Source organism: Paracoccus methylarcula, from assembly GCF_003007735.2.
Lineage (GTDB): Bacteria > Pseudomonadota > Alphaproteobacteria > Rhodobacterales > Rhodobacteraceae > Paracoccus > Paracoccus methylarcula.
Genome location: NZ_PXNQ02000001.1, coordinates 194,729 through 215,897, shown reverse-complemented (window position 1 = coordinate 215,897; position 21,169 = coordinate 194,729). Strand labels below are relative to the sequence as shown.

18 protein-coding genes and 2 pseudogenes are annotated in these 21,169 nt (G+C 64.5%); 18 read left to right on the top strand and 2 right to left on the bottom strand.

The window, feature by feature from the left end; translation table 11 throughout:
* The first annotated feature begins 27 nt into the window (after positions 1-27).
* The 13 genes and pseudogenes from A7A09_RS00920 (at position 28) to A7A09_RS00860 (ending at position 13,488) form a co-directional block, all read left to right on the top strand.
* Complete coding sequence (locus A7A09_RS00920) at positions 28-2,313, top strand: bifunctional salicylyl-CoA 5-hydroxylase/oxidoreductase (RefSeq protein ID WP_106689471.1); 2,286 nt, start codon at positions 28-30, stop codon at positions 2,311-2,313.
* Positions 2,310-3,038, top strand: coding sequence for an SDR family NAD(P)-dependent oxidoreductase (locus A7A09_RS00915; protein WP_106689469.1), 729 nt, complete (start codon positions 2,310-2,312; stop codon positions 3,036-3,038). Before A7A09_RS00920 ends, A7A09_RS00915 begins: the two co-directional genes overlap by 4 nt.
* The gene (locus A7A09_RS00910; RefSeq protein WP_106689467.1) at positions 3,035-3,472 is read left to right on the top strand and encodes a MarR family winged helix-turn-helix transcriptional regulator; all 438 of its coding nucleotides are present in this window, start codon (positions 3,035-3,037) and stop codon (positions 3,470-3,472) included. The genes A7A09_RS00915 and A7A09_RS00910 overlap by 4 nt, the downstream gene beginning before the upstream one ends.
* Positions 3,469-4,281 (top strand): enoyl-CoA hydratase family protein, encoded by an 813-nt coding sequence (locus tag A7A09_RS00905; RefSeq protein WP_106689465.1) that lies wholly within the window; start codon positions 3,469-3,471, stop codon positions 4,279-4,281. Before A7A09_RS00910 ends, A7A09_RS00905 begins: the two co-directional genes overlap by 4 nt.
* Positions 4,282-4,338: 57 nt before the next feature.
* The gene (locus A7A09_RS00900; protein WP_245999058.1) at positions 4,339-5,502 is read left to right on the top strand and encodes an acyl-CoA dehydrogenase family protein; all 1,164 of its coding nucleotides are present in this window, start codon (positions 4,339-4,341) and stop codon (positions 5,500-5,502) included.
* On the top strand, positions 5,499-5,888 hold the full coding sequence (locus tag A7A09_RS00895; protein ID WP_106689463.1) for an acyl-CoA thioesterase: 390 nt from the start codon (positions 5,499-5,501) through the stop codon (positions 5,886-5,888). Before A7A09_RS00900 ends, A7A09_RS00895 begins: the two co-directional genes overlap by 4 nt.
* Positions 5,881-6,276, top strand: coding sequence for a RidA family protein (locus A7A09_RS00890; protein WP_106689461.1), 396 nt, complete (start codon positions 5,881-5,883; stop codon positions 6,274-6,276). The genes A7A09_RS00895 and A7A09_RS00890 overlap by 8 nt, the downstream gene beginning before the upstream one ends.
* A gap of 28 nt (positions 6,277-6,304) precedes the next feature.
* Positions 6,305-7,923, top strand: a pseudogene (locus A7A09_RS00885) (AMP-binding protein).
* Positions 7,920-8,741, top strand: a complete 822-nt coding sequence (gene kynA, locus A7A09_RS00880; RefSeq protein WP_106689459.1) for a tryptophan 2,3-dioxygenase — start codon at positions 7,920-7,922, stop codon at positions 8,739-8,741. Before A7A09_RS00885 ends, kynA begins: the two are co-directional and overlap by 4 nt.
* Positions 8,742-8,900: 159 nt before the next feature.
* Entirely contained in the window at positions 8,901-10,421 is a 1,521-nt protein-coding gene (locus tag A7A09_RS00875) for an ABC transporter ATP-binding protein (protein ID WP_106689457.1), read from the top strand.
* Positions 10,422-10,657: 236 nt separating this feature from the next.
* Positions 10,658-11,493, top strand: a pseudogene (locus tag A7A09_RS00870) (ABC transporter permease).
* Entirely contained in the window at positions 11,490-12,377 is an 888-nt protein-coding gene (locus tag A7A09_RS00865) for an ABC transporter permease (protein WP_106689456.1), read from the top strand. The pseudogene A7A09_RS00870 and the gene A7A09_RS00865 overlap by 4 nt, the downstream one beginning before the upstream one ends.
* Before the next feature lie 31 nt (positions 12,378-12,408).
* Positions 12,409-13,488: a BMP family ABC transporter substrate-binding protein gene (locus tag A7A09_RS00860; protein ID WP_106689454.1), complete on the top strand. Its 1,080-nt coding sequence runs from the start codon at positions 12,409-12,411 to the stop codon at positions 13,486-13,488.
* A 100-nt stretch (positions 13,489-13,588) separates the two neighbouring features.
* On the opposite strand, the gene A7A09_RS00855 is transcribed toward A7A09_RS00860, so the two are convergent.
* Both A7A09_RS00855 and A7A09_RS00850 read right to left on the bottom strand, forming a co-directional pair.
* Entirely contained in the window at positions 13,589-14,563 is a 975-nt protein-coding gene (locus tag A7A09_RS00855) for a glutathione S-transferase family protein (protein ID WP_106689452.1), read from the bottom strand.
* A gap of 209 nt (positions 14,564-14,772) precedes the next feature.
* Positions 14,773-15,513, bottom strand: a complete 741-nt coding sequence (locus A7A09_RS00850; RefSeq protein ID WP_106690011.1) for a glucose 1-dehydrogenase — start codon at positions 15,511-15,513, stop codon at positions 14,773-14,775.
* A 91-nt stretch (positions 15,514-15,604) separates the two neighbouring features.
* On the opposite strand from A7A09_RS00850, the gene A7A09_RS00845 reads away from it, so the two are divergent.
* The 5 genes from A7A09_RS00845 (at position 15,605) to A7A09_RS00825 (ending at position 21,159) form a co-directional block, all read left to right on the top strand.
* Positions 15,605-16,546 carry an ABC transporter permease gene (locus A7A09_RS00845; protein ID WP_106689450.1) on the top strand — a complete coding sequence of 314 codons (942 nt, stop codon included), beginning with the start codon at positions 15,605-15,607 and terminating at the stop codon, positions 16,544-16,546.
* A complete protein-coding gene (locus A7A09_RS21235; protein WP_245999057.1) occupies positions 16,543-17,355 on the top strand; it encodes an ABC transporter permease in 813 nt (270 codons plus the stop codon). The genes A7A09_RS00845 and A7A09_RS21235 overlap by 4 nt, the downstream gene beginning before the upstream one ends.
* Complete coding sequence (locus A7A09_RS00835) at positions 17,352-18,920, top strand: ABC transporter ATP-binding protein (protein WP_245999055.1); 1,569 nt, start codon at positions 17,352-17,354, stop codon at positions 18,918-18,920. The genes A7A09_RS21235 and A7A09_RS00835 overlap by 4 nt, the downstream gene beginning before the upstream one ends.
* A 184-nt stretch (positions 18,921-19,104) precedes the next feature.
* Positions 19,105-19,845, top strand: coding sequence for a proteasome-type protease (locus A7A09_RS00830; protein WP_106689444.1), 741 nt, complete (start codon positions 19,105-19,107; stop codon positions 19,843-19,845).
* 42 nt (positions 19,846-19,887) lie between these two features.
* A complete protein-coding gene (locus A7A09_RS00825) occupies positions 19,888-21,159 on the top strand; it encodes an MFS transporter (RefSeq protein WP_106689442.1) in 1,272 nt (423 codons plus the stop codon).
* Positions 21,160-21,169: the final 10 nt, after the last annotated feature.

Below are 21,169 nucleotides of genomic sequence, written 5' to 3'. Positions count from 1 at the left end.
CAGCTTCTGCGCAGGAGGTAGTCCAGCATGAAGATTCTTTGCCTCGGCGGCGGCCCTGCAGGTTTGTATTTCGCGATTTCCATGAAGCTGCGCGATCCGGCGCATGAGGTGACGGTGATCGAACGCAACCGCGCCAATGATACCTTCGGTTGGGGCGTGGTGCTGTCGGATGACGCGCTGTCGCGGATGCAGAACAACGATCCCAAATCGACCGACGCGATCCGCGACAGTTTCATCTACTGGGACGACATCGCCGTCATTCGCGACGGGCGGCGGGATGTTTCAGGCGGGCACGGCTTTGCAGGCATCGGGCGCAAGAAGATGCTGACCTTGCTGCAGGAACGTGCCCGCGAGCTGGGCATCGAAATGCGCTTCGAGACAGAGTTCGACAGCGCCGAATCCTATCGCGCGGATTACGATCTGGTGGTTGCTTCGGATGGGCTGAACAGCAGGATCCGGGGCGAATATCAGGATGTGTTCAAACCCGATATCGACACAAGGCTGTGCAAGTTCATCTGGCTTGGCACGCATCAGAAATTCAACGACGCCTTCACCTTCATCTTCGAGCGGACCGAACATGGCTGGATGTGGGCGCATGTCTACCAGTTCGATGATGAGACTGCGACCTTCATCGTCGAATGCAGCCAGCAGACATGGGACAATTTCGGCTTTGAATTCATGTCCAAGGAAGAGATCGTCGAGACCTGCCGTAGGGTCTTCGAAAATCATCTGGACGGGCATGAACTGATGTCGAACGCCGCCCATCTGCGCGGCTCGGCGGTCTGGATGAACTTCCCCCGGGTGATCTGCGAGCGCTGGTATCACGACAATGTCGTGCTGATGGGGGATGCGGCGGCGACCGGGCATTTCTCGATCGGATCGGGCACGCGGCTGGCATTCGACAGCGCCATCGCGCTGGCCGATTACCTGCATAGCGAGCCGACATTGCAGGCCGCCTTCGAACGCTACCAGGAAGAGCGGCGGCTGGAGGTCCTGCGCCTGCAATCGGCGGCCCGCAACTCGCTGGAATGGTTCGAGGATGTCGAGCGTTATTTCGACCTGCACCCGATCCAGTTCACCTATTCGCTGCTCACCCGTTCGCAGCGCATCAGCCATGAAAACCTGCGCCTGCGCGATCCCGAATGGGTGCGCCGCGCCGAGGACTGGTTCCAGGAGCAGGCAGGCGGGCAAACGGGACGCGCGCCGATGTTCGCGCCCTTCAAGCTGCGAGAAATGACGCTGAAGAACCGCGTCGTCGTTTCGCCCATGGCGCAATACAAGGCGGTCGACGGCAAGCCGACCAACTGGCACCTCGTGCATTACGGCGAGCGCGCCAAGGGCGGCGCCGGGCTGGTCTATACCGAGATGACCTGCGTCTCGCCCGAGGGCCGCATCACCCCCGGCTGCCCCGGCCTCTATACGCCCGAGCATGAGGCCGCATGGACCGAGATCGTGGATTTCGTGCATGGCGAGACCGATGCGAAAATCTGTTGCCAGATCGGCCATTCGGGCCGCAAGGGCAGCACGAATATCGGTTGGGAAGGCATGGACAAGTCGCTCAAGGATGGCAACTGGCCTGTGATCTCGGCCTCGCCCATTCCCTGGTCGCCGGAAAATGCCGTGCCGCAGGAGATGACGCGGGCGCAGATGACCGAGGTCACGGACCAATTCGTTACTGCTACAAGGATGGCCGAGCGGGCGGGCTTCGACATGATAGAGTTGCACGCCGCCCATGGCTATCTGGTCAGCGGCTTCATCTCGCCCGTCTCGAACCAGCGCGGCGACGAATATGGCGGCTCGCTGGAAAACCGGATGCGCTGGCCGCTGGAGGTCTTGCGGGCGATGCGTGCGGCATGGCCCGGGAACAAGCCGATGTCGGTCAGGATCTCGGCCAATGACTGGATCGGCGAGGATGGCGTCACCCCGCAGGAAGCGGTCGAGATCGCCCGGATGTTCCGCGAGGCGGGGGCCGATATCATCGACGTCTCGGCCGGGCAGACCACGACCGAGGCCCGCCCGGTCTATGGCCGCATGTTCCAGACCCCCTTTTCGGACCGCATCCGCAACGAGGCCGGGATCGCGACCATGGCCGTCGGCAATATCTATGAAACCGACCATGTGAACTCGATCCTCATGGCGGGCCGCGCCGATCTGGTCTGCCTTGCCCGCCCGCACCTGGCCGATCCCTACTGGACGCTGCATGCGGCGGTGAAGCTGGGAGATACCGCCAGCGAATGGCCGCTGCCCTATCTGGCGGGCCGCGACCAGGCCCGCCGGCTGGCCGAGCGCGAAGCCGAGGAGATCCGGGCATGAGCCCCCGCGTCCTCATCACCGGCGGCGGCAGCGGCACCGGCGCGGACATGGCCCGGGCCTTTGCCGCGCAGGGGCATGAGGTCGTCATCACCGGCCGCAGCATGGACAAGCTGCAAGAGGTGGCGGGGGACGGTATTCGCGCCGTGCAAGGCGACGTCACCGAACCGGATCAGCTTCGCAGCATCTTCGAGGCCGCAGGCCCCTGCCAGATCATCATCGCCAATGCGGGGATGGCCGAGGCCGCGCCCTTCCAAAAGGTCACGGCGGATCACTGGCACCGGATGATCGCCACCAACCTGACCGGCGTTTTCCTGACCTTCCAGCATGGTCTGGCACAGATGTCCGAGGGCGGGCGGCTGATCGCCATCTCCTCCATCGCGGGCATCCGCGGTGCTGCCTATGCCGCGCCCTATGCGGCCAGCAAGCATGGGGTGATGGGGCTGGTCCGCTCGCTCGCGCTGGAAGTCGCGCGCAAGGGCATCACCGTCAATGCCATCTGCCCGGGTTACCTGGATACCGAGATGACGCAGCGGACGCTCTCCAACATTACCGAGAAGACCGGGCGCAGCCGGGACGAGGCGCTGGCCTCGCTGACCGCCAAGAACCCGCAGGGGCGGTTAGTCGCGCCGGGGGAGGTGACGGCAGCGGCGCTTTGGCTGGCCTCGGAAGGCGCGGCCAGCGTCAACGGGCAGGCGATCCTGCTGGACGGAGGGGAAAGCGCATGAGCGAGTTGTCGAAACGCCGTCTCAAGCTGTGGATCAGGATGCTGGGCGTCACCCGCGCCGCCGAGAACCGCTTGCGCGACTACCTGCGGCGCGAGCATAATACCACCCTGCCCCGTTTCGACGTGATGGCCGCCCTGTGGCGGCGGCGCGAGGGCGTGACCATGTCGGAACTGTCGCGGATGCTGCTGGTCTCGAACGGCAATGCCACGGCGGTGATGGATCGGCTGGAGGCGGACGGGTTGGCCAAGCGCGAATCCGAGGATGGCGACCGTCGCCGGGTCCGCGTGCGACTGACGCCCGAAGGGCTGGCCGCTTTCGAGGCGATGGCCGTGGGCCACGAGGCCGAGGTCGATGCGATCTTCGCCGATCTGACCGAAACCGATCTTGATACGATGCGCGAGATACTGGCGCGCGCAGGCAGGAGGGCCGAATGAAGAAAACCCAGATGGCCGGGCTGAAACCCGAACATTTCCTGTGGGAGATCACGGACCGCATCGCGGTGATCAGGCTGAACATCCCCGAACGCAAGAACCCCCTGACCTTCGACAGCTATTCCGAGTTGCGCGACACGTTTCGCGCGCTGGCCCAAGCCGATGACGTGGATGCTGTCGTGCTGGCCTCGAATGGCGGCAATTTCTGCTCGGGCGGGGATGTGCATGACATCATCGGCCCGCTGGTCGCGATGGAAATGCCGGAGCTGCTGGCCTTCACCCGCATGACGGGCGATCTGGTGCGTGCAATGATTCATTGCGGCAAGCCGATCATCGCCTCGGTCGAGGGTGTCTGCGTCGGCGCGGGCGCGATCATGGCGATGGCATCGGACCTGCGGCTGGCCGCGCCTTCGGCCAAGGCAGCCTTCCTGTTCACCCGGGTCGGTCTGGCGGGCTGCGACATGGGCGCTTGCGCGATGCTGCCCCGGATCGTCGGACAGGGCCGGGCGGCGGAGCTGCTTTACACGGGCCGGGTGCTGCGCGCCGAGGAAGGCGAGCGTTGGGGCTTCTGGAACAGCCTGCACGAGGATGTCGAGGCGGCGGCACTTGATCTGGCGCGGCAGATCGCGGCAGGGCCTGTCTGGGCGCATGGCATCACCAAGACCCAGCTGAACCAGGAATGGAACATGGGGCTGGACCAGGCGATCGAGGCCGAGGCGCAGGCACAGGCGATCTGCATGCAGACCCGTGATTTCGAGCGCGCCTATCGGGCCTTCGTCGCCAAGGAGACGCCGGTTTTCGAGGGAAACTGAGGGATCGGGGGCGCTGCCCCCGTCGCGCCGATAGCGCGACTCCCCCGGGATATTTGGATGAAGAAGATGGATCGAAGCTTTCTGGATTGGCCGTTTTTCGAGGATCGTCATCGCGAGTTGGCGGCGGGGCTGGACGGATGGGCGCAAACCGCCTTGCCAGTGGGTCATGACGATGTCGATGCCGCCTGTCGCGGGCTGGTCGCGGCCCTGGGCGATGGCGGATGGTTGCGCCATTCGGGGGGCGAGAAGCTGGATATCCGCAGCCTCTGCCTAATCCGCGAGACATTGGCACGGCATGACGGGCTGGCGGATTTCGCCTTTGCGATGCAGGGGCTTGGCATGGGGGCAGTGAGCCTGTTCGGAACACCAGCGCAGCGGGAATGGCTGGATCGCACGCGGGCGGGGCGGGCGATTTCCGCCTTTGCCCTGACCGAGCCGGGATCAGGGTCGGACGTGGCCCGCACTTCGACCACGGCGCGGCGCGAAGGCGGCGAATGGGTGCTGGATGGCGAAAAGACCTATATCTCGAATGGCGGCATCGCCGATATCTACGTGATCTTCGCTCGCACCGGCGAGGCGGAAGGCGCCAGGGGCCTCTCGGCTTTCCTGTTGCCCGCCGACACGCCGGGGCTTGGGGTCGTCAGCCGCATCGAGGTGATCGCGCCGCATCCGCTGGCGCATCTGCGGCTGGACGGGGTTCGGCTGCCCGAAGACGCCCTGATCGGAGAGGCGGGGGCGGGTTTCCGCATCGCCATGACGGTGCTTGACCATTTCCGCCCCACGGTCGGGGCTGCGGCACTGGGCTTTGCCCGCCGCGCGCTGGACGAGGCGATGGCGCGGGTCACCGAGCGGCAATTGTTCGGCGCGCCGATGTCGGAATTGCAGATGGTCCAGGGCCATATCGCGGACATGGCGCTGAAGGTCGATGCAAGCGCGTTGCTGGTCTATCGTGCAGCATGGGCCAAGGATCAGGGCGCGGCTCGGATCACCCGCGAGGCGGCGATGGCCAAGCTGCATGCGACCGAGGCCGCGCAGCAGGTGATCGATCAGGCCGTGCAGCTTTTCGGCGGCGATGGCGTGCGCAGCGGCACTCCGGTCGAAAGCCTCTATCGCGAGATCCGGGCGCTGCGCATCTACGAGGGGGCCTCGGACGTGCAGAAGCTGATCATCGCGCGGGCCGCCCTGGGCGATTTCCTTGCGGATCGGGACAGGACGTCATGAGCTATTCGCGCATCATCCCCATCGAATTCTGCCATTGCGACCCGGCGGGCATCGTCTTTTATCCCCGCTATGCCGAGATGGTGAATTCGATGGTGGAAAATTTTTTCATCGATGAGGTCGAATATCCTTTCGCGCGGATGATGGCGGCAGGCCAGGGCATGCCGACCGTCCGGCTGGAGATCGACTTCCGCAAGCCTTCGCGCCTTGGCGACCGGCTGGAATGGCAACTCCGGGTCGAACATGTCGGGCGCAGCTCTGTCCGCTTCCTTGTGAATGCCGGAGACCGGCTGGAGGCGCGCAGCACCGTGGTCTGGATGGATCGCGACTTCACCCCTTCGCCATGGCCCGACCATATCCGTCAAACATTGGAGGCGCATCATGCATGAACAGCTTCACCCCGCGAACTGGAAACGTGCCGTGGGCTACGCGAACGGTATCTCGGCCCGTGGCCGGATGATCTTTACCGGCGGTCTTGTCGGGTGGGACGCGGATCAGCAGTTCCAGAGCGATGATTTCGCCGCCCAGACCCGGCAGGTGCTGGAAAATATCGTGGCGGTGCTGGCCGAAGGCGGGGCCGGGCCCGAGCACCTGGTGCGGCTGACATGGTATGTGACCGACAAGCGGGAATACCTTGACGCCCTGCGCGAGATCGGCACGGCCTATCGCGAGGTGATCGGGCGGCATTTCCCGGCCATGGCACTGGTGCAGGTCGTCGCGCTGGTCGAGGACCGCGCCAAGGTGGAAATCGAGGCAACGGCGGTCGTGCCTGACTGAACAAGAAGAAAACCGACAGGAGAGGAAAATGGCAAATCTGGGACCAAGCGGGCATATCGACAGCTTCACCCGCGACAATTTGCCGAAGCCCGGGGAATGGCCGCAGATCGAGTTGTCGGGCTTTGACTATCCCGACTGGATCAATGCCGGGGCAGAGCTGACCGATCACATGGTCGAGCGCGGCTTTGGCGACCGCAACGCGCTGGTCGGCAATGGCCGGGCGCGAACCTACAAGGAACTGTCCGACTGGACCAACCGCCTCGCCCATGCGCTGGTCGAGGATTACGGGGTCAAGCCGGGCAACCGCGTCCTGATCCGCTCGGCTAACAATCCCGCCATGGTGGCCTGCTGGCTGGCTGCGACCAAGGCCGGGGCGGTGGTGGTCAACTCCATGCCGATGCTGCGGGCGGGGGAACTGACCAAGATCATCGACAAGGCGGAAATCAGCCACGCGCTTTGCGACACAAGGCTGATGGACGAACTGGTCTCGGCCGCCAAGGGCTCGAAACACCTGAACACCGTGATCGGTTTCGACGGCACCGCCAATCACGATGCCGAACTGGATCGCGCCGCATTGACCAAGCCGGTGCGTTTCGACGCCATCCGCACCGGCCGCGACGACGTGGCACTGCTCGGGTTCACCTCGGGCAGCACGGGCGAGCCCAAGGCGACCATGCATTTTCATCGCGACCTGCTGATCATCGCCGACGGCTATGCCAGGGAGGTGCTGGGCGTCACCCCCGAGGATGTCTTTGTCGCTCGCCGCCACTGGCCTTTACCTTCGGCCTTGGCGGGTTGGCGGTGTTTCCGCTGCGCTTCGGCGCCTCGGCGGTGCTGCTGGAGAACGCCTCGCCTCCGAACATGATCGAGATCATCGAGAAACACCGCGCCACCATCTGCTTCACCGCCCCCACCGCCTATCGCGTCATGCTGCGGGCGATGGATGACGGTGCCGACCTGTCCAGCCTTCGCGCCGCGATCAGCGCGGGCGAGACCCTGCCCGCACCGATATGGGAGGAATGGCAACAAAAGACCGGCAAGCCGATGCTGGACGGCATCGGCGCAACAGAGATGCTGCATATCTTCATCACCAACCGCTTCGACGACAGCCATCCCGGCTGCACCGGTCGCCCCGTCGGCGGCTACCGCGCCCGCATCGTGGACGAGGACGGCAAGGAGGTGCAGCGCGGCGAGACCGGGCGGCTCGCGGTGATCGGCCCGACCGGCTGCCGCTACCTCAACGATGAGCGGCAGGCCGAATATGTGAAGGACGGCTGGAACCTGACCGGCGACAGCTTCTGGCAGGACGAGGACGGGCGCTTTCACTTCGCCGCCCGCTCGGACGACATCATCCTGTCCTCGGGCTACAATATCGCCGGTCCCGATGTCGAAGCCGCGCTTCTCGCGCATGACGAGGTGCTGGAATGCGCAGTCATCGGCATCCCCGACGAGGAACGCGGCCAGATCGTGCAGGCCCATGTCGTGCTGGCCGAGGGCGTTTCCGCCGACGAGGCGACGGTCCTGCGGCTGCAACAGCATGTCAAGGACACGATCGCGCCCTATAAATACCCGCGCAGCGTGGTCTTTTGCACCTCGCTGCCAAAGACACAGACCGGCAAGATCCAGCGTTTCAGGTTGCGGCAATGAGCTATGATCCCTCTGACGACGGCGCCCGCATGTCCTTTGACGGCAGGATGTCCTATGGCGATTACCTGGGGCTCGACCGGATCCTGACTGCGCAGCATCCGCTGTCCAAGGCCCATGACGAGATGCTGTTCATCATCCAGCACCAGACATCCGAGCTGTGGATGAAGCTGGCACTGCACGAGATGAACGCCGCACGCGAGGCCATCGCAGCGGGCAACCTGCAACCCGCCTTCAAGATGCTGACCCGGGTGGCGCGGATCATGGAGCAGCTCAACTCGGCATGGGATGTGCTGCGCACCATGACCCCGTCCGAATATACCGAGTTCCGCGAAAGCCTTGGCGAAAGCAGCGGGTTCCAGTCCTACCAATATCGGATGATCGAATTCGTCGCCGGAAACCGCAACATGGCGATGCTCCGCCCGCACGAACATCGCGAGGAACTGATCGCCCCCTTGCGCACCGAGGCCACGCGACCCTCGCTTTACGACGAGGTGCTGGCACGGCTGCGGGCGGCGGGTTTCGATGTGCCCGAACGCGAAAGACTGGACCAGCCGCACCGCCCCGATCCGGCCGCCCGCGCCGCATGGGCTGCCGTCTATCGTGATCCGGCGCAGTGGTGGGAACTCTATGAACTGGCCGAGAAGCTGGTCGATTTCGAGGACTACTTCCGCCGCTGGCGTTTCAACCACGTCACCACGGTAGAGCGCATCATCGGCTTCAAGCGCGGCTCTGGCGGCACCTCGGGGGTGAACTATTTGCGCCGGATGCTGGATGTCGTCCTGTTCCCCGACCTGTGGGAATTGCGGACCGAGTTATAGCCCCCGCAGACCCGGCATGCCCGCGAAATGTGCATGCCGGAAAAAACCGGAAGTTTTCTAAAGACATATCGGGACAAATCCGCAAGCATGTCGCAGCCCACGATTGCCCGCATGGATGATGCCGGGTTATGAAAGGAAAAATTGACCGGAGGGACAAGATTGACCGAGGCCGCAGTGTTCCGGGCCGAAGGGATCGGCAAGAGCTATCCCGGCGTGCGCGCCAATGACGACCTGTCCTTCACAGTGACGCGGGGCGAAATTCATGCGCTGCTGGGAGAGAACGGGGCAGGAAAATCCACGCTGGTCAAGATGATATACGGGCTTGTGCGGCCCGATGACGGGCGGATGTTCCTGAATGACCGCCCCCATGCCCCGACCGATCCACGTGCCGCCCGCAATGCCGGTGTCGCGATGGTGTTCCAGCATTTCTCGCTTTTCGATGCCCTGAGCGTGGCGGAAAACATCTCGCTCGGGATGGAGAACCCGCCTCCGCGGCGCGAGCTGAAAGCCCGGATCTCCCGTGTCAGCCAGGAATATGGCCTGCCGCTTGATCCTTCGCGCCGCGTCGCCACCCTCTCGGCCGGGGAACGGCAGCGGGTCGAGATCATCCGTTGCCTGCTGCAGGATCCTCGCCTTCTGATCATGGACGAGCCAACCAGCGTGCTGACCCCGCAAGAGGCGGAACTCCTGTTCGCGACCCTGCGCAAACTGGCGGATATGGGCAGATCGATCCTCTATATCAGCCACAAGCTCGAGGAAATCCGCAGCCATTGCGACCGGGCCACCATCCTGCGTAACGGCAAGGTCGTGGCAAGCTGCGATCCCCGCGCCCATTCCGCCCGGGAACTCGCCGCGATGATGGTCGGCGGCGAGATGCGGCTGATCGACCGGAGCGGACGGCAGGCGGGCGAGGAATTGCTGCGGGTCGCAGGGCTGTCCCTGCCTGCCGTGAGCGCCGAGGGCACGGCACTGAAGAATGTCTCGCTTTCCCTGAAGGCGGGGGAAATCCTTGGAATCGGCGGTGTGGCCGGCAATGGGCAAGAGGAATTGCTGGCGGCCCTGTCCGGCGAGCATCCGAGCGCCCCCGGCGCGATCACATTCGAAGGCCACAGCATGGGCACGCTCGGCCCGCAGCAAAGGCGGGCAGCGGGGCTTCTGGCCGCGCCGGAGGATCGGTTGGGACATGCCGCGGTCCCCGATTTCAGCCTGACCGAGAACAGCCTGCTGACCGCCGGTCCGCGCAAGGGGCTGGTCCGGCACGGGCTGATCGACCATGCGGGCGCGCGCGCCTTTACCGAGGACGTGATCCGCGCTTTCGATGTGCGGACCCCCGGCCCCGACACCGCTGCCCGGGCGCTGTCCGGCGGCAATCTGCAGAAATTCGTGATCGGGCGGGAGGTCATGCAAGCCCCCCGCGTGCTGGTCGTGAATCAGCCGACTTGGGGCGTCGATGCCGGGGCCGCCGCTGCGGTCCGGCAATCGCTGCTGGACCTGGCGCGGGACGGCGCGGGCGTCATCGTCATCAGCCAGGACCTGGATGAACTCATGGAACTGTCCGACCGCTTCTGCGCCCTGAACGAAGGGCGCCTGTCCGAGCCGCGCATGACCGCGTCTCTCAGCCTCGACGAGATCGGGCTGATGCTGGGCGGCGCGCATGGCATGGAGGATGCGCAGATATGATCCGGCTGATCCCACGCGACGAAATCTCTGCGGGCTGGCAGATCGCGACTCCGCTGCTGGCCGTCCTGGCCACCATGATCGCCGGAGGGTTCCTGTTCGCGGTAATGGGCTATGACCCGGTCGCCGCGATCCGCACGATCTTCTGGGATCCGTTGTTCGGATCGGCAGCCTCCTATTCACGGCCGCAACTTCTGGTCAAGGCCGCGCCGCTGATCCTGATCGCCTCGGGACTGGCCATGGGGTTCCGCGCCGGTATCTGGAATATCGGCGCCGAGGGGCAATATATCATCGGCGGCATCACCGGCGCGGCGGTGGCGCTGGCCGCTATCCCGCCGATGGGATGTGGATCTTCCCGGCGATGGTGCTGGCCGGGGCCTTGGGCGGTTGGGCCTGGGGCATGATCCCCGCGATGCTGCGCAACTGGTTCGGGGCATCCGAGATCCTGGTCTCGCTGATGCTGGTCTATGTCGCGCAGAAGGTAGCCGCCTGGATGGCCTTTGGCCCGATGAAGAACCCCGAGGGATTCGGCTTTCCCGGCTCCCGCAACCTGCAGCAATACCCGGCCGCCTCGAACCCCGAACTGATCGCCGGAACCGGGGCGCATTGGGGGGTGGTCGCGGCTGCGCTCGCGGTGCTGGCCACGTGGTTCCTGATCAGCCGCCATATCCGCGGCTTTCATATCCGCGCGGCTGGCCTCGCCCCTCGTGCGGCACGTTTCGCAGGGGTCCGGCCCGAAACCCTTGTCGCTTTCTGTCTTGGCCTGTCGGGCGCCTGTGCCGGGATGGCAGGGCTGTTCGAAGTATCCGGCCCCGCCGGTCAGATCACCGACAGTTTCGGCTCGGGCTACGGCTTCACCGCAATCATCGTGGCCTTTCTTGGCCGTCTGCACCCGGTGGGCATCCTGCTGGCGGGCCTGCTGCTGGCGCTGACCTATATCGGAGGCGAGTTGGCGCAACTGACCCTGCAACTGCCCGCCGCAACGGTGCAGGTATTCCAGGGGATGCTGCTGTTCTTCCTGCTTGGCTTCGACTTGCTGACCCGTTTCCGTCTCCAGCGGAGGATTACCGCATGATCGACCCGCTTTCCGTTTTCCTGCTGCTCCTGTCCGCCTCGACCCCGATCGTGTTCGCCGCCCTGGGCGAGTTGGTTACCGAGCGCGCCGGTGTGCTGAACCTCGGGGTCGAAGGGATGATGATCGTCGGGGCGCTGGCCGGGTTCGCGGCGGCCCATGCGACCGGCAGCCCGTTCATCGGCTTCGTGGTGGCCGCACTCGCCGGTGCCGCGGTCTCGATGACATTCGCGATGCTGACGCAATTCCTGCTGGCCAACCAGGTGGCCTCGGGCCTTGCGTTGACCCTGTTCGGGCTGGGGCTGGCGGCACTGTTCGGCAAGCCGCTGGAGGGGATCAAGGCCCCTGCGATGGTCCCCGGACCGCTGCGCATCAACTGGATCGTCTGGCTGGGGATCGCGATGGTGCCGCTGATCTGGTGGTTCCTGAACCGGTCCCGGGCAGGATTGATCCTGCGCGGCGTGGGCGAGAATCACGACGCGGCCCATGCCCTCGGCTACCCGGTGCGCATTGTGCGGATCACGGCAATCGGCTTCGGCGGCGCGATGGCGGGTGTCGGCGGGGCCTTTCTCTCGATCGCGATCGTGCTGCAATGGACCGAGGGCATGACCGCGGGCGCGGGCTGGATCGCGCTGGCCATCGTTGTGTTTTCCAACTGGACCGCGCTCGGCGTTCTTGCCGGGGCCTGGCTGTTTGGCGGCGTCACCGTGCTGCAATTGCGATTGCAGGCGGCAGGGGTGGCGGTGCCGGTGCAGTTCCTGTCGATGGCGCCCTATCTTGCCACGATCATCGTGCTCGTGCTGATATCGGCACAGCAAAAATACAGCAGGCGGTCTGGCCGCGCCGCGCCCGGTTCGCTTGGACAAAACTTTTATGCGCTGCGCTGAGACGTGGCGACAACCCAGCAGGAGAGTAATCATGAATCGCAGAAAACTGATGGCAAGCCTTGCCGTGATCCCGGCAATCGGCCTCGCCACCCCTGTATTCGCACAGGAAGAGCCGCTGAAGGTCGGCTTCATCTATGTCGGCCCGGTAGGCGATGGCGGCTGGACCTATCAGCATGACCTGGGCCGCCAGGCCATCGAGGAGGAGTTCGGCGACAGGGTCGAAACGACATTCATCGAAAGCGTTCCCGAAGGTGCCGATGCCGAACGTGCGCTCAGCCAGCTCGCGCTGGCGGGCAACGAATTGATCTTTGCCACCAGTTTCGGCTTCATGGATCCGGTGATCAATGTCGCCGCCAAGTTCCCCGATGTGAAATTCGAGCACGCCACCGGCTACAAGCGCGCCGAGAATGTCGCCACCTATGACGCCCGCTTCTACGAGGGCCGCGCCGTGATGGGGACCATCGCCGGCCGGATGACCGAGTCGAACAAGATCGGCTATATCGGCTCTTTCCCCATCCCCGAGGTGATCCAGGGGATCAACAGCAGCTTCATCCATGCCCGCAAGGTGAACCCCGATGTCGAGATGAAGGTGGTCTGGGCCTATAGCTGGTTCGATCCCGCGAAAGAGGCCGACGCGGCCTCGGCCCTGATCGCCGAGGGCGTGGACGTGATCCTGCAACATACCGACTCGACCGCCCCCTTGGCCAAGGCGCAGGAAGCCGGCGCCATCGGTTTTGGCCAGGCCAGCGACATGTCGAATTTCGCGCCCTCGCCCCGGGTGTCATCGATCATCGACAACTGGGCGCCCTATTATATCGAGCGCGTCGGCCAGGTTCTTGACGGCACCTGGGAATCCAAGGGCACATGGGCGGGGATCGCCGGTGGCGAGGTCGAGATCGGCGAAATCACCGAAGCCGTTCCCGCCGAGGTGAAGGAAGAGGCGCTGGCGCTGAAGGACAGCATCGCCTCGGGCGAATATCATCCTTTCACGGGGCCGTTGAACAGGCAGGACGGCAGCGAATGGCTGGCCGAGGGGCAGGTCGCGACGGATGAGGAACTTTCAGGCATGAACTTCTTCGTCGAAGGGATCACCGCCAAGATCCCCGAATAGGTGAACCGAACGTGACGATCCGACAGGCCGGATGATCCCCCGGCCTGTCGGAAAGCATTCCTCATCCGTTTCCGACAGTCAGCCCTGCTGGATCGGCAGTTCAGCCGCGGCCATGTGGCGCGGTCCAGTCGATCACCGGATTGACCGGGATGATCCGGTTCGGGTTTATCGTGTCATGGCTGTAATGGTAATGCCGCACGATATGATCGAAATTCACCGTCCCGGCAATTCCCGGCACCTGGTATAGTTCCCGCGTCCAGCCCCAGAGATTGGGGTATTCCCGCAACCACGCCCGATTGCATTTGAAATGCGTGTGATAGACCGGATCGAAACGCACCAATGTGGTGAACAGCCGCCAATCGGCCTCGGTCAGCCGATCACCGGTCAGGTAGCGGCGCGTGCTCAGGAGTTCCTCCAACCAGTCGAGGCTGTCGAATAGCGGAACCACCGCCTCGTCATAGGCCTGCTGGCTGGTGGCGAAACCGGCCTTGTAGACGCCGTTATTGACGTTGTCGTAAATTCGCTCGTTCAGCGTGTCGATCTCGGGGCGCAGATCGGCGGGGTAATAATCATCCGTGTTTCCGGTCATCCCGTCGAATGCCGAGTTGAACATTCGGATGATCTCGGCGCTTTCATTGCTGACGATCGTGCCGCGCTGCTTGTCCCACAGCACCGGAACGGTCACGCGCCCCGAGGCCTTGGGATCGGCGCGCAGATAGATGTCGCGCAGGAATTTCTTGCCGAACAGGTCGTCACCTGTCGCACCCGGGAAATCGGTGCGAAACTCCCACCCGTCGGACATCATGTCCGGATGGACGACAGAAACGCCGATATGGGACGCCAACCCCTTGAGTTCGCGAAAGATCAGCGTCCGGTGCGCCCAGGGACAGGCAAGGCTGACATAGAGATGGTAACGCCCGCTTTCGGCGGGAAACCCGCCCTCGCCGGATGGTCCCTTCGCCCCGTCGGCGGTGATCCAGTTGCGCCACGAGGTCGTGCTGCGCTGGAACCGCCCGCCGGTGCTTTTCGTGTCATACCAGATGTCATGCCAGACGCCGTCGACAAGCTGTCCCATCTGAAACCTCTCCTGATTTTCGCCTTGGCCGGTGCCGGTTGCACGGGCCTTTCATGTCACGCATCGCAAGGACAATGCCCATTCGAGCCGTTCCGATCCAGACAAGGAGGCCGGAACTCCGCGTTCGCTTGTGCCGAACACCAGAGGCTTTTGCGGCGGCAAGCGGGATAACGAGCCGGGACGATGGCCGGGCAAGCGGCATGTCCCGCCTAGATGCAGCGCCCGCCATCGACCTCCATCGCGACCCCGGTGATCATCGAGGCTTCGTCCGAGGCCAGGAAACAGGCGGCATTGCCCAGGTCCTCGGGCGTCGAGAAACGGCCGAGCGGGATCGTCGACAGGAATTTCGCCCGCATTTCCGGCGTATCCTCGCCCATGAAACGTTTCAGCAGGGGCGTTTCGCCCGCGACAGGGTTGAGCGCGTTCACGCGGATGCCGAAAGGCGCGAGTTCCACCGCCATGGCCTTGGTCGCGGTGATCAGCCAGCCCTTCGAGGCATTGTACCAGTTCAACCGCGGGCGCGGAGAGACCCCCGCGGTCGAGGCGATATTGACGATCGCGCCCCGCCCCGCCTCTTTCATGATCGGCACGATCTCTCGCGACATCAGGTAGACCGACTTGCAATTGACCGACATCACCCGGTCGAAATCCGCCTCGCTGACCTCTTCCATAAGGGCGGGCAGATGCGTCACCCCGGCATTGTTCACGACGATATCGATCCCGCCCAGCCTTGCCCGCGTCTCTCGTGCCAGTTCGGCCACGCTCCGGGCGTCGGCCACATCCGCGCGAACGGCCTGACCGCCGATCTCATCGGCGATCCGCGCGGCGGCTTCGCCATTGATGTCGGCCACCATGACCCGCGCGCCCTCCGCCGCGAATTTACGGGCGATGCCCGCGCCAAAGCCCGAACCGCCTCCGGTGACGATCGCCGTCTTGTCCTGCAATCTCATCTTCGCCTCCATCCTTTGCCGGCATGATCGCAGAGTGAGCCGCCGCCGCAAGCCACTTTACCGCGCCCGATGCGCGGATTAACGTCCTGTCATGCTGCGTTATTCCTTCCGCCGGATATTGTCGTTGGGGCTGAGCCTGCTGGTCGCCTCGGCGGTGATCTTTTCGGTGGTCGAACTGGTGCCCGGAGACCCGGCAAGCTTCATGCTGGGAACCGGCGCGCAGCCCGAGACCATCGCCGCATTGCGCGAGCAGATGGGGTTGGACCAGCCCCTGCCGCTGCGCTACGCGAACTGGCTGGGGGCGCTGCTGCAGGGCGATTTCGGGCAAAGCTTCACCTACAAGGCCCCCATTTCCGAACTGATCGGCGACCGGTTGCAAGTGTCGCTGGCGCTGGCGGTTCTGGCCTTGCTCCTGGCGGTTGCCATCGCGCTGCCGGTGGGCGTCTATGCCGCCGCCCGCCGGGGGCAGGCCGGAGATGCGGCGGTGATGGGAGGCACGCAGCTTGGGATCGCGCTGCCGAATTTCTGGTTCGCGATGCTGCTGGTGCTGCTTTTCGCGGTCAAGCTGCGATGGCTGCCTGCCGGTGGTTTCCCCGGCTGGTCCGATCCGCTGGCCGGGCTGAAGGCGCTGATCCTGCCCGCCGTGGCGCTGGCCCTGCCGCAGGCCGCGATCCTTGCCCGGGTGCTGCGATCCGCGCTGATCGAGACGCAGGGACAGGATTATATCCGCACCGCCCGCGCCAAGGGGCTGAGTGCCGGGCAGGTGCTGCGTCGGCACGCACTGCGCAACGCGCTGATCCCGGTGCTGACGATCATGGGGATGCAGTTTTCCTTCCTGCTGGCCGGGGCGATCATCATCGAGAATGTCTTCTACTTGCCGGGGCTGGGGCGGCTGATATTCCAGGCGATCAACCAGCGCGACCTGATCGTCGTGCAATCCGCCGTCCTGGTATTGGTGGCGGCAGTCATCACCGTGACCTTCATCGTCGATCTCGCCTATGCGCTGGTCGATCCGCGATTGAGGCGGCGATGAGGCCCGGCACGATCCTTGGCGCCCTGCTTGCCGGTTTGGCGGTGCTGGCGGCGGCGGTCTCGTTCCTGTGGACGCCCTATGACGTGACGCAGATGGCCATCGCGGACAAGCTGATGCCGCCAAATGCCGGGCATTGGCTGGGCACCGATCATTTCGGGCGGGACATCCTGTCGATGATCATGGTCGGCGCAAGGGTGTCCATCGCCGTGGCGCTGGTCGCAGTCGGGATCGGCATGGGGTTGGGCGTGCCCCTGGGGTTGATCGCGGCAGCGCGGCGCGGCAGTTGGCTGGAAGAGACGATCATGCGGGGCAATGACCTGATCTTCGCCTTTCCCTCGTTGGTCATCGCGATCCTGATCACGGCGATTTTCGGGCCGTCGGCGGTCAATGCCATCATCGCCATCGGCATCTTCAACATCCCCGTCTTCGCCCGTGTCACAAGGGGCGGCGCCCTGCCCTTATGGACGCTGGACTATATCCGCGCCGCCGAGGTCTCGGGCAAGGGGGCGGCCTTGATCAGCCTGCAGTATATCCTGCCCAATATAGCCAACCTGCTGATCGTGCAGGGCACCATCCAGTTCAGCCTCGGCATCCTGGCCGAGGCCGGGCTGTCCTATGTCGGCCTTGGCGCGCAGCCGCCCACCCCAAGCTGGGGCCGGATGCTGGCCGAGGCGCAGACCATGGTGACGCTGGCCCCGCATGTCGCGATCATCCCGGGGCTCTGCATCCTGCTGACGGTGCTGGGGCTGAACCTGCTGGGCGACGGGCTGCGGGACGCGCTCGACCCGAGACTGAAGGTGATGCGGTGATCGAGACTCAGGAATTATCCGTATCGATCAACGGCACCGCGATCCTGCAAAAGGTCGATCTGCAGCTCACCCCCGGCACGATCACCGGGTTGGTGGGTGAATCCGGCAGCGGCAAGTCCATGACATCGCTGGCGATTATGGGGCTATTGCCGCGCGGGGCAAGGACATCGGGGCAGGTCACACTGGATGGGCAGGACCTGCTGACCACGCCCGAGCCGCAGATGTGCAAGATTCGCGGCAACCGGATCGGAATGATTTTCCAGGAACCGATGACCGCCTTGAATCCGTTGATGAATATCGGCGACCAGGTGGCCGAGGTTCTGCGCATCCATCATCGTATGGACCGGACGGAGGCGCTGGCCCGTGCGCGTGAGAAACTGGACCGCGTCGGCCTGCCAGAGCCGCGTTTTCCCCTGACCCTCTTCCCGCATGAACTGTCGGGCGGGCAACGTCAGCGGGTCGCCATCGCGCTGGCCATCGCCGAGCGTCCCGACCTGCTGATCGCGGATGAGCCGACCACCGCGCTGGACGTGACGACACAGGCGCAAATCCTTGACTTGCTGGCAGGCCTGGTCCGTGACGAAGGCATGGCGCTGCTGCTGATCACCCATGATCTGGCGGTGGTGGCGGGCATCGCCGACCGGGTGGCGGTGATGAAGGCCGGAGAGATCGTCGAGGAAGGCCCGACCGAGATGCTGTTCCGCAGGCAGGCGCATCCCTATACGCGCGAACTTTTCGCAGCCTCGCGCCATGTTCCGGCAGGTGGCGGCCAGATAGCCGAGCAAGAACCGCTGCTGCAGGTCGAGAACGCGGTGCGGGAATACCGGCTACCGGGCAAGGCAGGTGTCCTGCGGGCGGTGGATGGCGTCAGCCTGACAATCGGGCGCGGCGAAAGCGTCGGGCTGGTGGGGGAATCCGGCTGCGGAAAATCCACGCTGACACGGGCGATCCTTGGGCTCGACCCTCTGCAAGGGGGAAGGATCCGCATTTCAGGGCAAGAGGTCACGGCAGGCCGTTCGATGCCACGAGAGTTGCGGGCCAAGGTGCAGGTGGTCTTTCAGGATCCGTTCGGCAGCTTCAACCCGCGCTGGCGGGTGGACCGGCTGGTGGCCGAGCCATTCCACCTGACCGGCCGCCCCTCCGACTGGCGCGACCGGGTCGGCGCGGCTTTGGAAGAGGTTGGTTTATCAGCGGCGGACAGTCGGAAATACATCCATGAATTCTCGGGTGGGCAACGCCAGCGAATCGCAATCGCCCGCGCGCTGATCATCCGTCCCGATCTTATCGTTCTGGACGAGGCGGTCAGCGCGCTGGATGTGCGGGTCCGGTCACAAGTGCTCGATTTGCTGGCCGATCTGAGGCAGAGCCACGGGCTTTCCTATCTCTTCATCAGCCATGACCTGTCGGTGGTGCGGGGCGTGGCCGACCGGGTCCTGGTGATGGAAAAGGGCCGGATCGTCGAGGACGGCCCCGCCGGGCAGGTGATCGAGACGCCAGCCCATCCCTATACGCAAAGCCTGATCAGGGCGATGCCACGTATCCCCGAGGATTGGGTCGCCGCCTGAATCTTGCCATCCGGGGATGAAGGCGCAGAAGCAGGTGCTCTGGCGAGGACAGGGCGGGACCGTGTTCCGGGCGCGAGGCCTCATCAGGCCGAAACACTCTTGCCAAAACAGATCATAGAGCAGAAATTACGCTCGGAAATCCCGGCCCTCCCGTGTCGGGCGGTTAAATCGGAACACTTTTACAATGACCTATTGCGTCGGTCTGAAACTGAATGCCGGGCTTGTGCTGTTGTCTGACACGCGCACCAATGCCGGGCTCGACAATATCGCCAGTTATCGCAAGATGTTCTTCTTCCAGCAGCCGGGAGAGCGCGTGATCGCGATCATGACCGCCGGCTCGCTGTCGCTGACCCAGACCACGCTTGCGCGGCTGGAGGAAGCCACCGAGGGAGAGGAGGCGGACGAGACCAGCTCGATCCTCAAGGCCCCTTCGATGCTGCGCGTCGCCTCGATCATCGGGGATACGCTGGCCCGCACACGGCGCGAGATCGTCGAGCAGCATCGCGAACTCAGCCAGCAGGCGACGGCCAGCATGATCGTTGCCGGGCAGCGCAAGGGCGGGGATATGCGGATGTTCCTGATCTACCCGGAGGGCAATTTCATCGAGGCGACCGAGGACACGCCCTTCCTGCAGATCGGCGAGCATAAATACGGCAAGCCGATCCTCGACCGGGTGGTCCGCCCCGAGACCAGCCTGGCCGATGCGCAGAAGGCCGTGCTTCTGTCGATGGATTCGACTCTGCGTTCCAACCTGTCGGTAGGGATGCCGCTGGACCTGGCGGTGATCGAAAAGGATGCCTGCGCCATCACTATGAGGCGCCGGATCGAAGAAGGTGATCCGGATTTCATGCAGATGAGCGCCGCATGGTCCGCCGCCCTGCGCGACAGCTTTGCCAAGGTCTCGCTCGGACGCCAGGACGAATAACCGCCGCTTGCGGGTCATGATGCGCGGCGCTAGCTTCCGCTGATGCGCAGCCCCCTTGCCCGTTTCATCGCAGCTTCCGGCCTCACCAATCTGGGCGACGGAATCGCCTTGGTCGCATGGGCATGGCTGGCCACGCAACTGACCCGCGACCCGTTGCTGATCGCCCTGGTGCCCGTGGCGCTCAAGGCGCCGTGGTTCGTATTCTCGCTGCCTGCGGGGCTGCTGATCGACCGGATGGACCGGCGCCGGGCGATCCTTGCCGCCGATTTGGTCCGCGTCATCGCCTATGCCAGCGCCGCCCTTGCCGTCTGGCTGGCACTGCCCTTCGATCCGCCGCCGCTGCGCGGCACCGACCGGCCTGCCATCTTCACCCTGATCGCGATCTGCGCCATCACCGTCGGCGCGGCCGAGGTCCTGCGCGACAATGCCGCCCAGACCATCCTGCCCGCGCTGATCCCCGAGGAAGGGCTGGAGCGCGCGAATGGCCGGCTCTGGTCGGTCGAGATGGTGATGAATCTTTTCGTCGGCACGGCACTGGCCGGGGTTCTGATCGGCGTCTCGCTGGCGCTGCCATTCGCCGTCAACGCCGCCGCCATGGCGCTGGCCGTGGGGCTGGTCTTCTGCCTGCAGGGCGATTTCCGCGCTGATATCTCGGGCGAGGCAACGCAGGACCGCAACTGGCGCGTCGAGTTGCGCGAGGGTATCGCCTTCCTGCTCGGCCAGCCGATCCTGCGTGGGCTGGCAATCTTGACCGGCTTCTTCAATTTCGGTTTCGAGGCGATGATGGTCACGCTGGTCCTGATCGTGCAGGAACGGCTGCAACTCGGCCCGCTGGCCCTTTCGGCGATCATGGCCTCGGGAGCGGTGGGCGGGGTCGCGGCCGGGCTGGTCAATGACCGCATCGTGACCTGCTTTGGCCGGGGCCGCGTGCTGCAAGCGGCGATGATCTCGACCTTTGCCTTTCCACTGACGGTCCTGCTGTCGGGCAGCGGCTACGGTGCGCTGATCCTGATCTGTGCGGGTTTTCTCGTCAGCGAGTTCTGGGGAATCCTGTGGAACACGGTTTCGGTCTCGTACCGCCAGCGGCATATCCCGCGCAAACTGCTGGGGCGGGTGAACTCTGCCTATCGGTTATTCGCCATCGGCATGGCTCCTTTCGGGATGCTGGTGGCGGGCCTCTTGACCCGCGGTGCCGGAAACATCTTCGGGCGGGAACTCGCGCTGACCGTGCCGTTCTGGCTGGCGGTGGCCACTTTCGCCACGATCACCCTGCTTTACTGGCGTTTCCTTGGCCGTTCATTTGAAATCCGTTGAGGCCCCCGTC

Coding starts and splice junctions, on each gene's coding strand:
- A7A09_RS00920 (WP_106689471.1), top strand. CDS start 28: ATGAAGATTCTTTGCCTCGGCGGCGGCCCTGCAGGTTTGTATTTCGCG.
- A7A09_RS00915 (WP_106689469.1), top strand. CDS start 2,310: ATGAGCCCCCGCGTCCTCATCACCGGCGGCGGCAGCGGCACCGGCGCG.
- A7A09_RS00910 (WP_106689467.1), top strand. CDS start 3,035: ATGAGCGAGTTGTCGAAACGCCGTCTCAAGCTGTGGATCAGGATGCTG.
- A7A09_RS00905 (WP_106689465.1), top strand. CDS start 3,469: ATGAAGAAAACCCAGATGGCCGGGCTGAAACCCGAACATTTCCTGTGG.
- A7A09_RS00900 (WP_245999058.1), top strand. CDS start 4,339: ATGAAGAAGATGGATCGAAGCTTTCTGGATTGGCCGTTTTTCGAGGAT.
- A7A09_RS00895 (WP_106689463.1), top strand. CDS start 5,499: ATGAGCTATTCGCGCATCATCCCCATCGAATTCTGCCATTGCGACCCG.
- A7A09_RS00890 (WP_106689461.1), top strand. CDS start 5,881: ATGCATGAACAGCTTCACCCCGCGAACTGGAAACGTGCCGTGGGCTAC.
- kynA (WP_106689459.1), top strand. CDS start 7,920: ATGAGCTATGATCCCTCTGACGACGGCGCCCGCATGTCCTTTGACGGC.
- A7A09_RS00865 (WP_106689456.1), top strand. CDS start 11,490: ATGATCGACCCGCTTTCCGTTTTCCTGCTGCTCCTGTCCGCCTCGACC.
- A7A09_RS00860 (WP_106689454.1), top strand. CDS start 12,409: ATGAATCGCAGAAAACTGATGGCAAGCCTTGCCGTGATCCCGGCAATC.
- A7A09_RS00855 (WP_106689452.1), bottom strand. CDS start 14,563: ATGGGACAGCTTGTCGACGGCGTCTGGCATGACATCTGGTATGACACG.
- A7A09_RS00850 (WP_106690011.1), bottom strand. CDS start 15,513: ATGAGATTGCAGGACAAGACGGCGATCGTCACCGGAGGCGGTTCGGGC.
- A7A09_RS00845 (WP_106689450.1), top strand. CDS start 15,605: ATGCTGCGTTATTCCTTCCGCCGGATATTGTCGTTGGGGCTGAGCCTG.
- A7A09_RS21235 (WP_245999057.1), top strand. CDS start 16,543: ATGAGGCCCGGCACGATCCTTGGCGCCCTGCTTGCCGGTTTGGCGGTG.
- A7A09_RS00830 (WP_106689444.1), top strand. CDS start 19,105: ATGACCTATTGCGTCGGTCTGAAACTGAATGCCGGGCTTGTGCTGTTG.
- A7A09_RS00825 (WP_106689442.1), top strand. CDS start 19,888: ATGCGCAGCCCCCTTGCCCGTTTCATCGCAGCTTCCGGCCTCACCAAT.